The organism is Asticcacaulis excentricus CB 48, from assembly GCF_000175215.2.
Classification (GTDB): domain Bacteria; phylum Pseudomonadota; class Alphaproteobacteria; order Caulobacterales; family Caulobacteraceae; genus Asticcacaulis; species Asticcacaulis excentricus.
In genome coordinates this window covers 1330184-1343564 of sequence record NC_014816.1, presented here as the reverse complement: position 1 = coordinate 1343564, position 13381 = coordinate 1330184, and the positions used below count along the sequence as shown (strand labels likewise).

Annotated in this window: 12 protein-coding genes and 1 tRNA gene; 9 read left to right on the top strand and 4 right to left on the bottom strand. The window is 56.0% G+C overall.

The window, feature by feature from the left end; translation table 11 throughout:
* The first annotated feature begins 3 nt into the window (after positions 1-3).
* Positions 4-465 (top strand): GNAT family N-acetyltransferase, encoded by a 462-nt coding sequence (locus ASTEX_RS06315; RefSeq protein ID WP_013478777.1) that lies wholly within the window; start codon positions 4-6, stop codon positions 463-465.
* On the opposite strand, the gene ASTEX_RS06310 is transcribed toward ASTEX_RS06315, so the two are convergent.
* Together ASTEX_RS06310 and surE are read right to left on the bottom strand one after the other, a co-directional pair.
* Complete coding sequence (locus ASTEX_RS06310) at positions 462-1112, bottom strand: protein-L-isoaspartate(D-aspartate) O-methyltransferase (RefSeq protein WP_013478776.1); 651 nt, start codon at positions 1110-1112, stop codon at positions 462-464. The two genes, ASTEX_RS06315 and ASTEX_RS06310, sit on opposite strands and share 4 nt — an antisense overlap.
* Complete coding sequence (gene surE, locus ASTEX_RS06305; protein ID WP_013478775.1) at positions 1109-1918, bottom strand: 5'/3'-nucleotidase SurE; 810 nt, start codon at positions 1916-1918, stop codon at positions 1109-1111. Before surE ends, ASTEX_RS06310 begins: the two co-directional genes overlap by 4 nt.
* Positions 1919-2384: 466 nt before the next feature.
* Between surE and ASTEX_RS21060 the strand changes: the two genes are divergently transcribed.
* The 3 genes from ASTEX_RS21060 to ASTEX_RS06295 all read left to right on the top strand — a co-directional run bounded on the left by ASTEX_RS21060 (position 2385) and on the right by ASTEX_RS06295 (position 4192).
* The gene (locus ASTEX_RS21060; protein WP_083805556.1) at positions 2385-2579 is read left to right on the top strand and encodes a sugar transferase; all 195 of its coding nucleotides are present in this window, start codon (positions 2385-2387) and stop codon (positions 2577-2579) included.
* A 76-nt stretch (positions 2580-2655) separates the two neighbouring features.
* Positions 2656-2865, top strand: a complete 210-nt coding sequence (locus ASTEX_RS21055; protein ID WP_425358998.1) for a sugar transferase — start codon at positions 2656-2658, stop codon at positions 2863-2865.
* Positions 2866-3178: 313 nt separating this feature from the next.
* Positions 3179-4192, top strand: a complete 1014-nt coding sequence (locus tag ASTEX_RS06295) for an NAD-dependent epimerase/dehydratase family protein (protein ID WP_013478773.1) — start codon at positions 3179-3181, stop codon at positions 4190-4192.
* Positions 4193-4450: 258 nt separating this feature from the next.
* Here the strand turns inward: ASTEX_RS06295 and ASTEX_RS06290 are convergent, their stop codons facing one another.
* Entirely contained in the window at positions 4451-7471 is a 3021-nt protein-coding gene (locus ASTEX_RS06290; protein WP_013478772.1) for a TonB-dependent receptor, read from the bottom strand.
* A gap of 430 nt (positions 7472-7901) precedes the next feature.
* Between ASTEX_RS06290 and ASTEX_RS19255 the strand changes: the two genes are divergently transcribed.
* Positions 7902-8807 (top strand): LysR family transcriptional regulator, encoded by a 906-nt coding sequence (locus tag ASTEX_RS19255; protein WP_013478771.1) that lies wholly within the window; start codon positions 7902-7904, stop codon positions 8805-8807.
* A 227-nt stretch (positions 8808-9034) separates the two neighbouring features.
* Here ASTEX_RS19255 and ASTEX_RS06275 read toward each other — a convergent pair.
* Positions 9035-9108: transfer RNA gene (locus tag ASTEX_RS06275), tRNA-Gln, on the bottom strand.
* Positions 9109-9242: 134 nt separating this feature from the next.
* Here ASTEX_RS06275 and ASTEX_RS06270 point away from each other — a divergent pair.
* The 4 genes from ASTEX_RS06270 (at position 9243) to sppA (ending at position 13262) form a co-directional block, all read left to right on the top strand.
* Positions 9243-9935: an alpha/beta fold hydrolase gene (locus ASTEX_RS06270; protein ID WP_013478770.1), complete on the top strand. Its 693-nt coding sequence runs from the start codon at positions 9243-9245 to the stop codon at positions 9933-9935.
* Positions 9932-10408, top strand: coding sequence for an MEKHLA domain-containing protein (locus ASTEX_RS06265; protein ID WP_245532484.1), 477 nt, complete (start codon positions 9932-9934; stop codon positions 10406-10408). The genes ASTEX_RS06270 and ASTEX_RS06265 overlap by 4 nt, the downstream gene beginning before the upstream one ends.
* 57 nt (positions 10409-10465) lie before the next feature.
* On the top strand, positions 10466-11338 hold the full coding sequence (trhO, locus tag ASTEX_RS06260; protein WP_013478768.1) for an oxygen-dependent tRNA uridine(34) hydroxylase TrhO: 873 nt from the start codon (positions 10466-10468) through the stop codon (positions 11336-11338).
* Between the two features lie 145 nt (positions 11339-11483).
* A complete protein-coding gene (gene sppA / locus ASTEX_RS06255; protein ID WP_013478767.1) occupies positions 11484-13262 on the top strand; it encodes a signal peptide peptidase SppA in 1779 nt (592 codons plus the stop codon).
* Positions 13263-13381 lie beyond the last annotated feature (119 nt).

Here is a 13381-nt window from a genome sequence, read left to right as displayed (position 1 = left end):
CCCATGGCATTCGAAATACGCAAGGACGATCTCAGCGATGCGCGGGTGCAGGCTCTTCTGGAACTGCACCTGCGCGGTATGCACGAAAACTCACCACCTGGGAATGTCTTCGCGCTGGATCTGAGTGGCCTGAAAGCGCCTGAAGTAACCGTGTGGACCCTCTGGTCAGGCGAACAGGTCGCCGGTATCGGGGCGCTGAAATCGCTGGGTTCGGGACGGGGGGAAGTCAAATCCATGCGCACCCATCCCGACCACCTGCGCCAAGGCGTCGGGGCCCGCATACTTACACACATTATAGGTACTGCGCGTCAACGCGGCTATACCCGACTCAGTCTTGAAACCGGCAGCGGGCCCACCTTCGATCCGGCCCTGACACTTTATCGTCGTTGCGGTTTCACAAAGGGCGACGCTTTTGCGGACTATGAAAAGAGCGCCTTCAATCAGTTTTTGCATCTTGAGATTTAAGCGTCCTTGGCCACGCCTTCAATCAGCGGCACAAAGCGCACCTCGCCGAGATCTTCGACCTCATAGGCTTCGGGGGTGCGCGTATAACGCAGCAGGCGCTGCACCGAGCCACGCCCCTGCGGCGCGACCATGATCCCCTTGACTTTGAGCTGTGCCAAAAGCGGCAGGGGTTCGTCGGGAAGCGCCGCGGTAACAAGGATACGGTCAAACGGCGCCTGCTCCGGCCAACCGTCCCAGCCATCGGCAAAGCGATAGATAATGTTCTCCATCATCAGTCGCTTATGGCGGATTTCAGCCTCCAGCATCAGGGAGCGATAGCGCTCGATAGTATAGACGTAGCGGCACAGGCGCGACAGGATCGCCGTCTGATAGCCGGACCCCGTGCCGATCTCCAGCACCCGATGGCGGCCTTCCAGCTTCAGGGCCTGCGTCATCAGGGCGACGATATAGGGCTGCGAAATGGTCTGCCCCGCCGCGATAGGGATGGCAGAATCCTCCCACGAACGGTCAAGGAACAATTCCGGCACGAACAGGTCGCGCGGAGTATATTCCATAGCGTGCAGCAGCTTTTCGTCCTGAATGCCTTGCGCTTTCAGACTGGCCAGCAGGCGCTCAATGCGGGTTTCCGGCAGAGGGGCCTCGCTCATCGACCAGTCTCCTTGAGGTCGGGGGTACGGATACGCTTGGGGGCCGTGCCGCCAAAAACACCCTTATAGGCGTGCAGCGTTTCGTAGTGTGTCAGGTCCAGATGCAAGGGCGTAACGGAAATACGGTTTTCAGCCACAGCCTTGAGGTCGGTGCCGTCGACGAGCTCACAGTCGTGACCGTGGAAATCGAGCCAGTAATAGGGGCGGCCGCGCGGATCGATCCGCTTGACGGCGTGCAGATCATGCAGATCACGGAAACCCTGCCGCGTCATTTCCACGCCCGTCACCGCCTCGTCGTCACAGTCGGGGAAATTGATATTAAAAATAAGGTTATTCGCCCAACCCTTTGACAAAAGAGATGAAATAACTGGCGCGCCGTAGGCTTTTGCCGCTTCCCACTGCGCTTCGACGTCCAGATCGAAGTCAAGACACTGCGAAAGGGCAATCGACGGGATGCCCAGCGTCATACCTTGCAAGGCTCCTGCGACCGTGCCAGACAGGGTCACATCCTGCGCGAGGTTAAAGCCTCGGTTAACACCCGACAGCACCAGATCGGGAGGGTCAGAGAGCAGGTCGTTGACGGCAATCTGCACGCAGTCAGTCGGCGTGCCGGTTACAGCAAAGGTGCGCTCATCCAGACGGCGGGCTCGCAACGGATCATGCAGGGTAATGCCCCGCCCCTTGCCCGACTGCTCATAGAGCGGCGCACACACCCATACGTCATCAGACAGTTGCGCCGCGATCTCACGCAGCACCGTCATGCCATACGCTTCGACGCCGTCGTCATTGGTCAGGAGGATACGCATGGGACTCACCTTTCGCCCTCCGTACTAGAGCGCTCTTGGCGAACGCACAAGACATCCACGTCTGACGTGCCTCAAAACCGTCTTCAGGACCAATTATCCACAGAAGACACGCTTCAGCAAAACTTCCAAGTGCACCAGTCGCATAACACAATTTTCCAATCTGACGAAAAACATGGCTAACGCCCAGACGTGCGATTGATGGCGACGGGCGATTGTGCCGCGCACCACTCAGTAAATGCCTTGTTTCAGCTTTACACTTCCTGATTTTCAGACATTTACAAAACAAAGCTGTTTGTCTTAAAATTTAAAGGCTTCAGCCATGTCGGAATATGTTAGATGAACGGATTTCGCCGACGTGAAAGATACGCTGTCACCCTGCCCTGATTTCTTGTGCGCCGCCACCCCGATCCCGAAGCCCCGATCCTGCATCGGATGCATCACCGCTGCCGAATAGCCTGATGCCCTCATAAACATTTTATGGATATGGGCTTTTCCGTTCCTCACCCTCATTCTTCTGCCCACCCTGCCTATCCTCAACTTCCTGATCAGGCTCGACTCCGCTCGATGGGTGCTGTTCTGCCAACGCCGCACCGGCCTCAAAGGGCGCGTTTTCAAAATCTACAAGGTCCGAACCATACGGGTCGCAGAGGATGCCGCGTAGGTGCTTCAGACCCAGCTCAACGATGCCCGCGTGACCCGCCTCGGCCGGTTTCTGCACCGGACCAGCCCTCGACGAGCTGCCGCAACTCTTTAATGTGCTGAATGACGACATGTATATGGTTTGGCCTTACCCGCACGCCATCGCTCCCGATAAGACGTTTGCTTCGCCCCTCCGCGGCTACAATACGCGCTTTTGCGCGCGAACAGACCTGACCGGTCTGACGGCTGTTCTATCGGGGAGAAATCCGCACACTCGCCCGCATCGAAAACCCCGTGTAGGCAGATAACGAAGATATCCAGTCGTGGTTTATCAGGGATGAGCTTGTTATCCTTATGCGAACGGCACTGATAATCAGTCGCGATAAAAACGCCTATTGATCGGCGGCTTACGCCCACAGCCTGACATAAATGCCCGATATTTGCCGCTCAAACGCACGGAAAGACCACGCGGGCTTGCAGCTTTTACAGTGATCGGTCAGTAGGATGACTAACACCGATCTTCAGAATCAAATGTCAGGTCCGTCTGTCGGCGATTCCAGATTAACGTCTTTGATGTATCCCGGATGCGATCCCCCTCGGCGTCTGGGAGAGAGTGATTATATGAGAGTCTTCATTACTGGCACCGCAGGCTTTATCGGCTTCCACTTGGCGCAGCGCCTGCTGACCGAGGGGCATACGATTCACGGCTATGACGGGATGACCGAGTATTACGATGTGAGGTTAAAGCGCGCGCGTGTGGAACGCTTGAAGAGCGCCCCCCAGTATACGCACACAGAGGCCATGCTAGAAAACATGGACGCGCTAATGACGGCTGCTGAGGCTTGTCAACCGGAGATCATTATCCACCTCGCCGCGCAGGCGGGTGTACGCTACTCGCTTGAACAGCCGCGTACCTACGTCAACACCAATGTGATCGGCTCTTTTAATATCCTCGAAGTCGCCCGCCTCTTAAAACCACAGCACCTGCTGCTGGCCTCGACCTCCTCCGTCTATGGCGCTAATGAGAAGGTGCCATTCGAGGAAGTAGACAAAACGGATGAGCCGATGACCCTCTACGCCGCGACGAAAAAGTCGATGGAGGTGATGGCCCATTCCTATGCCCACCTTTGGAAGATACCGACGACAGCCTTCCGCTTCTTCACCGTCTATGGCCCCTACGGGCGTCCCGATATGGCGCTGTTCAAATTTGTTAACGCCGCCGACAGGAACGAAGCCATCGACGTATACGGCATGGGACAGCATGCACGCGACTTTACCTATATCGACGATCTGGTCGAGGCGATTGTACGACTGATCCCCGTCGCACCTTCTGAAGGCAATCGCGTGCCAGACGATCAAGCCCATGACACCCTTTCCAAACTAGGGCCTTTCCGGGTGGTCAATCTGGGTGGCGGTCAGCCAGTGAGCCTGTTGTCTTTCATCGACACGATCGAGGAGGCCCTGCAAACCCCGCTGAAGCGTAACATGCTGCCGATGCAAAAAGGCGACGTGCCGCGCACCTATGCCAGCACACGCTTACTTCAGGCCCTGACAGGTTTCTTACCACGCATTGGCCTCAAAGACGGTGTAACGCGCTTCGTCAACTGGTTCCGCGCCTATAACGTCAAATCTTGAGGAGATTGGACTAGCGCCAGAATGGCTTGTGTTGATTACCCGAAACCGGGTTACTACTGTTCGTCTATTTCACTTGTGCCTCAGTTTGGGACTGCTCGGATTACCCGGTGATATGATCCTTGCGAAACGTGCGTTCTTCCTGACGAGTGAGGCACACGCCTTCGACCTCACTTCAAGACTTGAGTCCAAAAAAAACTAAAAAAAGGCGGCCCGCACGCTTACGGGCCGCCTAAGTTACCTTCCGGTTGGGGGAGTGAATCAGAAGGTATAGGAAACGCCGAGGAATATCTGACGGCCGGTGTTGCTGAACACTCGCTGCGCGCGCCGCTCCTTCCCCGACCACTGGTCACCCATTTGATTGGTCAGGTTCAGCGCGTCGAAATTGATAGAGAGCTTTGAACTGAGTTTATAAGATGCCGACATGTCGACATTGGTCGTCGCATAGCTACCATTGGCGTCGAGAAGTTCGTTCTTGAACGGCAAGGCGGTGATGTATTCGTCGCGATAGGCGACCGAAACGCGGGCTTCGAACGGTCCCTTTTCGTAGTAAAGAGTGGCGTTTACCGAATTGGGCGACACATTGACGAATTGGTCCCGTGTGGTGGTCGGCGCCGTTGTCGCTGTACCCGCCGATAGGTAGTAAAGCACCGACGAGTCGATCCAGGTGTAGTTGATCTGCGTCCCGAAGTCGTTGAACGGCGCAGGCAAGAAGGTGAAGGGCTGAACGAGACTCAGCTCAACGCCTTTGATATAGCCGCCTTCGGTATTGCGGGTGCGCGTAACTGTGTAAGGAGTCGAGGCGTCCTGACCAGGCGACAGAAGGTTGAGTGGCAGGCCGGTATTGCTGTAGGCCTCAATCGAGGTGATGGACTGGATCATGCTAGCGATGTCCTTGTAAAACAGGGTGGCGCTCAGCAGCGTGCTACGGGTCGGATACCATTCAAAGCTCAGATCATAGTTCTTCGCGCGGTAGGGATCGAGGAACGGATTGCCGATATTGACCGATTGCACACCAAAGGTGGTGTTTACCGTGCCGCCGGGTGTCAGAGACCCTACGAAGGGCCGTGACATGACACCGGCAAAGGCGAAGCGCGTCGTGAAAGTAGGCGTCACTTCCAGTGCCAGATTAAGCGCTGGCAGATAGTCGTCATAGCTGTGGCTGACGGTCGCTAGCGTTGTCCCGGCATAGCCCGTAGCAGTGACCTCGGTCTTGACATAACGCAGACCAGCATTGCCGCGCAGACGCATGCCGCGAGCCAAGTCCTCTTCAAACGACACCATGCCGTAGAGTGCCGTATCGTCTTCAGTGACCGCGCGGTTGTTGGCAAGCGCATTGCCGCCGCGCACGGCGTTTTCACCCAGAGTCCAATCGCCATAGCTGTTAACACAGTTGCAGTTCAGATCCAGCCTGCTGATAAAGGCCTGAACATCGGGCACCACCCATGACGATACAGAGCCTGCTGGCAGGTCAAGACCTTCGCCCCAGCCTGTCAGGACCGTGCTCAAAGACCCAAGGTTTGGGAAATCCGCTACGAATTTGGTGAACTCAAACGGCAGCTTACCATCGGACTTGGCTGCTGGCGAAGTGTTGTTGCCATAGACCCGCTGGGTCTGACGTGAAGTGAACTCGTACGTTTTTTTCAGGAAGCCTGTGTGGAACGTCAGCCCGTCCAGAAGGTCGTAATGCAGGTTGCCCTCGACGCTCGACAAGGTGTTCTTCACATTGGCATGTACGATGCGCACGTCTGGCGTCAGGCCGGTGCCCGCATTGGTGAAGGTCACATTGGCGATGTTGGTGACATCATAGCCATAATTGATGAAGGGGCGGCGGGCATCGGTGCGCGCATCCCAGACATAGCCATCCTTGTTAAACGCGTCATAGGAAATAAAGACGTCGAGCGGTTGATCAAACTCTGAGCCGGACTGCGCAATACGGAAATCGCCTCGCAACCTGTCCGAGAAGGTGTGCTCGCCGTGCAAACCCAGCATATAAGTGGTGGTGGTCGTCTCAGCATATTCCGCGATATGTTTGATATCGACGTGGTTAAGCCTCATATAGTCGACTTGACCGCTGGAAGTCACGTTGACGTCCATGATCTGGGAATCGACCCGTCCGGCAAACAGCGGAAACGTGGCTGAGGCCCCATTCACGTTGCGGTTATTTGACGCGTTTGACAGGGCATAGTCCTGACGGTTCTGATCAAATTTCGAATAGACAGCATCCAGCGTAACGCGGGTGTTGTCGTTTGGCCTCCACTGGAACGCGGTGGTCACGCCCAGACGTTTCTGATCGAGTTCAAAGCGACCCAGGCCTGGGTTACGCGGCAGGAACACGTTCGGCTGATTAATCTTGGCGTAGGCCGCGGCGTTGGACGCCAAGCCGGAGAAACACTGTCCCGCCGGACGGGTGCCGGTCCCCGACAGAGAGTTCACGTAGGGGATGGCCGTATTGACGACCTGACTGCCGGCCTGATTGGGGTCATCGACCGCCACGCCGCAAAAGCCGTTATTGGCATCGGAGTAGTCCGAGGCCGAAGTGTCGGAATAGCCGTCTTCCTGCATCAGGCGCTCGGAATAGGCGACCGATAAAAGCGCGCCGATCTGACCGGCCGAGGTATTCCAGGTATTGCTGATCAGACCCGCTACGCGCGGCGAAGTGGTCTTGTTGTTATCGTAATAGGCGGCCTGAGCCGATGCAGCCATGCGGAAGCCGGGCTTATCGAACGGACGACCGGTCTGCAAATCGATCGTCGCGCCCAGTGAGCCTTCGTCCATGTCGGCGGACTGCGATTTGTTGACAGTGACGCTGTTGAACAGTTCCGAGGCAAAGGTCGAGAAGTCAAAACCTCGTGTGCGGTTGATACCAGCCATCACGCCGAGCGTAGACCCAGTTGTCGCCGAGTAGGCCTCAACACCATTCAGCGTGGTGCGGGTAAAGTCGCTGCCCAATCCACGTACCGTGATGCTGCGCCCTTCGCCGCCATCGCGAGTGATCGATACGCCGGGTATGCGCTGGATGGACTCAGCAAGATTGGCGTCAGGAAAGCTCGCCATATCGTCGGCCTTGATCACATCAACAATATTGTTGGCGCGACGTTTGGTGTTGACGGCAGACTCGACGCTCTTGCGGTAACCCGTCACAACGACTTCGATGGGCTCATCGGTCTGCCCGGCCCCATCCTGGGCCAGGACCTGCCCACCGCAGCCCAAAAGCACCAAAACCATCAGGGAAGCGCCTGTGCGAATACGGGCGCACTTCGCCCGTTGGGTGACTGTCATGATGGAAACATCCTCTCTGTAGCAACCGATTCTACGACCGGATTCGTTGGGTGATGCCCTAGGCACGGATCATCACAGATCTAACGATCACTCTTACTCATAAATGATCAAATCTGACCAATCAATAGTAAATATCAATCAAAACCAATTTTTCGTAAAACAAATTAAGAAAAAAAGAAGTGATAAAAATGCACGCGGCGTAACTCTCGGCCACGTTTTCTGTGAATTCTTGTATAAATATTTCGCCAAGACACATTCAATTCATCAGATGGAATGAAATCTACATCTGAATTCCAGGCATTTAGGAATCGACATACAAATTACTGTCGATTGCCACCGATTGGCTTACTCGTATCAGCAAATTGCCCTATAGAAAAATACGAAATATCTGCATATATATAGAAAAAATCTATATCTTGGCGAGACACAAATGGATCGTGCCCTTCTACAGTTTCTGTCCGTCGCGGACGCCGGGTCGATCAGTCTGGCGGCGGAGCGCATGCGCGTTACCCAACCCACCCTGACCTTCAACCTACGCAAGCTAGAAAAGTCTCTGGGGGTGGAACTGTTTCAGCGCACGGCCCGAGGCATGCGGCTCACCCCCTACGGTCAGACGCTTTATGAGCACGGCATCGTCATGAAACGGCTGCATGAAAACGCCCTGACCTCCATCGAGCGGCAGCGCATCCAGATGGACTATGGCTTAAGTCTTGGGTCCGGTTACACGGCCTGGACCGGCTTTTTGCGCGCCTTTATCTTCGAATACCGCGAACGTCATCCGGATGTCGCCATTCACGTCAGCATCGGCAATGTGCTGCGCCTGATGGATCAGTTGCTGGCAGGAGATATTCTGGCCTTTGTCGGACATAAGGTGCCAGACCTCGACCCGAGCCTTGGAACCGTTTTCACCCCTGTTGGCTATCTGCGCGACGGCTATTTTGTGCGCGAGGGCCATCCGTTGCTGGGAGGCACCCGGACTTTGTCCGAACTAAGGGCCTATCCGTCAACCCTGGCCTTTCCGAAAGAGAGCCATCAGCGACGCTTATCAAGCTCAGTATTTATGGATGGCACGGTGGGGAAGGCCTTCACGTCAAACTCGCTAGAGGCTTGCCTCGACTACGTAAAACACACGCATGCGGTCTTACAGCATGGCGAGCTGATGGCGCGAGAGTTTGAGCGCCTCGGCGTTTTTCAGGTCCAACTCGCGCCTGATGACCGGGCCGACCCGGTGCGTATGGGCGTCTATTCTCTGAAGGAGCGCGGTAATGATCCGCGCGCCCAGTCCTTGATTGGTGAGTTCATTGCGCGTGCCGCGGTCGCCTATGGCACGGATTGAAGGCCGTCGCCTCTGCTCAATCTCCTGTCCGTTGCCCACGATGCTCATTCAATCTTCGAAAAGCCGGAAGGAATGCGCCAAAGAAAGCTATTAAACTTCGCCATCAAGAACGGGATGGAGAATTGATTGCAGATTTTAGTCAACCATTCGATAGCAATTAAGAAAAAGCATTGAAATCGCTGAACGATCAACACCCAAAAGGGCAAGATTATGAAGGAAAAGAAAATTGGCTGGGGAACTAGGACTCGAACCTAGAATGACGGTACCAAAAACCGGAGTGTTACCATTACACCATTCCCCAGCAGGTCACTTAGAAAGCCTTTGAAAGACTTGCTGGTCTCGCTTGTCTCAACGAGAGGGCGCTTCACTAACCCAAGCTTTTGTGACATGCAATCCCCCCGTTGAAATTTTCCCCAACTTCTCTGGATCTAACTAATGCTTGCTCCCCTGCTGATCCTTCTGCCCGGAACCGATGGGACAGGGGTGTTTTTTCAGGGCCTCGTTGAAGCACTTAAGGCCTTTTACGAGATAAAGGTGCTGTCCTATCCGCAGAACGGCGATCAATCCTATGAACACATTGGCCGCCACCTTTTGTCAGAGTTGCCTACAGACCGTGATTACATTTTGGTGGGTGAGTCGTTTGGCGGCCCTTTGGCAATCTGGTTGGCGACGCATGCGGCAGTTAAACCCGTGAAGTTAATTTTAGGCGCGACCTTCGCTGCGTCGCCTTTTTCGAGACCAGGCCAGTGGATAGCGCCTCTTGTGCCATTGGCGCGTTTTATCCCGCTACGAAAATGGCAGATAAAGTTTATGCTTTTCAACGGTGGGCACGGGCAATGGGCCGCCCAAATTTTTGAACAGACCCGTTTCATAGATCGCCGGACTCTCCTGGCGCGCGTACAAAGTGTGTTGCGATGTGATATGAGAGCAGCACTTGCTGCACTCTCAATCCCTGTACTTTGCCTGAATGCGACACAGGATCGGCTTTTACCGCTGTGCCTGCCACGTCATTACCCGCTGCAAAACAACATTCGCATCGTTGACCTGCCTCTACCCCATATGATTTTTCAATGCGCATCGGACACAATCGCTAAAAATCAAATCATTCCGTTTCTTATGAGCGCATGATGTCCCCTATTCTTGACCCTGCCGTTCAGGCCTATAACCGACTGATGGCCCACAGCTTCCATCGTTTTACCGGGCGGCAGATTGTCGCTGGTACCGCTGGACTGAGCGACGCCGCACTGGCCGAAGCCCTGTTTGCGACCCCACAGGTGATTGTGTCTCACGGCATCGAAGCAGATCCGGTTTTTCGCTATGCCAATGCACAGGCATTGAGGCTTTGGGAGATGGGTTGGGACGACTTTACCCGACTGCCCTCGCGTCAATCCGCAGAACCCGACAACGGCATACAGTCCGACCGTAATGCCTTGCTCAAAGCCGCGTTGGTTCAGGGATATGTCGATCATTACGCCGGTATCCGCGTGTCCGCCAGCGGTCGGCGTTTCTACATAGAAGACACCGTATTATGGAATGTCGTTGATGAGGCCAATATCCGTCACGGACAGGCCGCGTTTATCCGACGCTGGCGTTTCCTGTAGGCAAAGCGACATCCTGACCCCTTTCGTGAAGGCGGGCTATGTGATAGCTCCCGCCGCATGTCACAGCCGCCCTACGTCATCGCCGCCTTCTATCACTTCTTCGACTTTCCCGATTTCGAAGCGCATCAGGCCCCGCTGCTCGAAAGGTTGAAAGGGCTGAGCATCAAGGGATCGCTGTTGATCACCTCCGAAGGCGTGAACTCGACCATGGCCGGCACGCGTGAGGCCATAGATAGCTTCCTGACCTATCTCCAAACTGAACTGATCGGCGAGCCGATCGTGTGGAAGGAGTCCTATGCCGACACCCAGCCCTTCGGAAAGGTGCGCGTGCGCCTCAAGAAGGAGACGATTTCGCTGGGGGAACCGGTTAATCTGACCCGCCGGGGTCACTATGTCGAGCCAAAGGACTGGAACAACCTGATCCGCCGCAACGACGTGGTGATCCTCGATACACGCAATGATTACGAGATCAATTTGGGCACCTTCAAAGGTGCGATTGACCCCAAAATCCCGACCTTCAAATTCTTGCCCGAATGGACGCGTCAGCACGCCGATCAGCTTAAAGGCAAGAAGATCGCCACCTTCTGCACCGGCGGCATCCGATGTGAAAAATATACCGCCTGGATGATGGAGAACGGCTTTGACGAGGTCTATCATCTCAAAGGTGGTATCTTGCAGTATTTCGAGGACGTTCCAGCCGAAGAGTCGCTATGGGACGGCGAATGCTTTGTCTTCGATGAGCGCATCGCCGTCGATCATCATCTGAATCCATCACAAACTGCCGTCCTATGCCTTTATTGCGACCACGCCCTGACCGCAGAGGATCAGCAAAGCCCACTGTATGAGAAAGGCGTCTCGTGCCCTCACTGCCACGGCGACCCGAAGTATCAGCATGACCGCGAACCGGTCGCAGGTCGCACCAAATTCTGACCTGCGTTCGCCTGCATTACACGCTCTTCATTTGACCTTATTGTTACGCACGCTATTGTGTGCTGCTGAGTGCGCGTGCGTCGCCCATCGTGGTTCCGGCGCATTTTGATATAGCTGCACCCAATTCGGGGATGACGTTCGTCACATGAAACAGTTTTTCATTACGGTAGCCGCCGTATTCGCCGCCTTTGTGCTGTTCTTCGTCGGCGTGCCTTTCCTGCTGATCACCATGGTCGCCGCGGCATCCAAGCCCACCACGCCATCAGCCATCACGCTGGTGGTTGATCTGCGCGAAGGCTTGACGGATCAGACGCGGTCCGATCCGTTCGCCTTCATCACAGGCCGGCCGCTATCCACTATGGACATTGTCACTTCGCTTTATCACGCGGCGGACGACAGCAAGGTTAAGTCGGTGCTGATCCGTCTGCCCGAAGGCGGACTGATGCCTGCCGCCGCGCAGGAAATCCGCACGGCGGTGCGTTATGTGCGCAGCAAAAACAAGCCGGTCTATGCCCATTCACAGGGCCTTTATCCCTCGACCATGGTGCTGGCCTCCTACACGGTGGGTACGGCGGCGACCGAATTCTGGATGCAACCGCGCTCTTCGTTTCAGGTAACCGGGATTGCCACCGAAGAAATGTTCCTCAAGCGCGCCTTCGACAAGTACGGCATCACGCCGCAATTCCAGCAGCGCTATGAGTACAAGAACGCCGTCAACCCCTACCTGCAAAGCGACTTTACCCCGGCGCACCGCGAAGCCACCCTTTCGTGGATGGGCTCAGTCTATGACTCGCTGATCAACGATGCTGCGATCGACCGTAAGGACGCCAAGCTGGATGCCGGCAAGCTGAAATCCATCCTTGAAGCTGGTCCCTACAGTGCTGAGCAGGCCAAGGAACTGGGCCTGATCACCAACCTAGGTCAGGTGCAGGAAATCGAAGAGGCCGCCAAGGCCAAGGGCGGCGCGGACACGCAAATGATGGACATTCAGTCCTATGCGGCGACCACCGTATCGACCGGCAGCCAGACCATCGCGGTCATCAATGGCGAAGGTCCGATCATGACCGGCAAGGGGTCTGGCGGTGGCTTCGGCAGCGAAGCCCAGATGCTGTCAGACGATGTGGCTCAGGCCTTCTACGACGCCGTCGAGAACGACAAGGTCAAGGCCATCGTTTTCCGCGTCTCTTCGCCCGGCGGGTCGGACACGGCCTCCGAGCAGATTTCGCGCGCCCTCGCCTACGCCAAAAAATCCGGGAAGCCGGTCGTGGTCTCGATGGGCGATTATGCTGCCTCGGGCGGTTACTGGGTCTCGGCAGGGGCCAGCGCTATCGTTGCCAACCCGACTACCTTAACCGGCTCGATCGGCGTCTATGGCGGCAAGATGGCCATCGGCGAAGCGGCTTCGCGCTTTGGCGTCGATTTCCGTCAGATCGGTGTCGGCTCGGAATATGCTGGTGCATACTCCGCCGGCAAACCCTTCACCGACAAGCAAACGCAGGCCATCTCCAACTGGATGGACACCATCTATAACGCCTTCATCGGCCATGTCGCCGAAGGCCGCAAGCTGGCTCCCGAACGCGTTCGTGAAATTGCCAAGGGCCGCGTCTGGACGGGCGCGCAGGCCAAACAACTGGGGCTGGTCGATGAGACCGGCGGCTTCTACGCCGCCGTAGCCAAGGCCAAAAAGCTGGCCAAGATCGGTGACGACGTAAAGGTGAAGCTCGTCAACTACCCCAATAACAAGTCGCCCTTCGCCATGTTCGGCAAGGGTGTAGAGGCCAGCGCCAAGGGCTTCGAAGCCCTGTCCTTCCTCGGCTGGGCGGCCGGTGATCCACGCGCCCAGATGATCATGAAGGAGGCCCGCGACGCCCGCCTGCGCGAGCAGGGTGCCAGCGTCCTGGCCCCCGAGCCCTATGCACCGTAGGGCCGGATCTTACCACGGTAACAAAAAACCCTTCGGAGCGATCCGAAGGGTTTTTCTTTAGGGTTCAGGGTTGTGGCATCATGGCCCCAGCACACACAGCATAAATTATTTCGGATTTG

Excerpts from the sequence above, each read along its gene's own strand:
- ASTEX_RS06290 (WP_013478772.1), bottom strand. The coding sequence starts at position 7,471 with ATGACAGTCACCCAACGGGCGAAGTGCGCCCGTATTCGCACAGGCGCT.
- ASTEX_RS06265 (WP_245532484.1), top strand. The coding sequence starts at position 9,932 with ATGATGTCCCCTATTCTTGACCCTGCCGTTCAGGCCTATAACCGACTG.
- sppA (WP_013478767.1), top strand. The coding sequence starts at position 11,484 with ATGAAACAGTTTTTCATTACGGTAGCCGCCGTATTCGCCGCCTTTGTG.
- ASTEX_RS06295 (WP_013478773.1), top strand. The coding sequence starts at position 3,179 with ATGAGAGTCTTCATTACTGGCACCGCAGGCTTTATCGGCTTCCACTTG.
- trhO (WP_013478768.1), top strand. The coding sequence starts at position 10,466 with ATGTCACAGCCGCCCTACGTCATCGCCGCCTTCTATCACTTCTTCGAC.
- ASTEX_RS06315 (WP_013478777.1), top strand. The coding sequence starts at position 4 with ATGGCATTCGAAATACGCAAGGACGATCTCAGCGATGCGCGGGTGCAG.
- ASTEX_RS06270 (WP_013478770.1), top strand. The coding sequence starts at position 9,243 with ATGCTTGCTCCCCTGCTGATCCTTCTGCCCGGAACCGATGGGACAGGG.
- ASTEX_RS06310 (WP_013478776.1), bottom strand. The coding sequence starts at position 1,112 with ATGAGCGAGGCCCCTCTGCCGGAAACCCGCATTGAGCGCCTGCTGGCC.
- surE (WP_013478775.1), bottom strand. The coding sequence starts at position 1,918 with ATGCGTATCCTCCTGACCAATGACGACGGCGTCGAAGCGTATGGCATG.
- ASTEX_RS19255 (WP_013478771.1), top strand. The coding sequence starts at position 7,902 with ATGGATCGTGCCCTTCTACAGTTTCTGTCCGTCGCGGACGCCGGGTCG.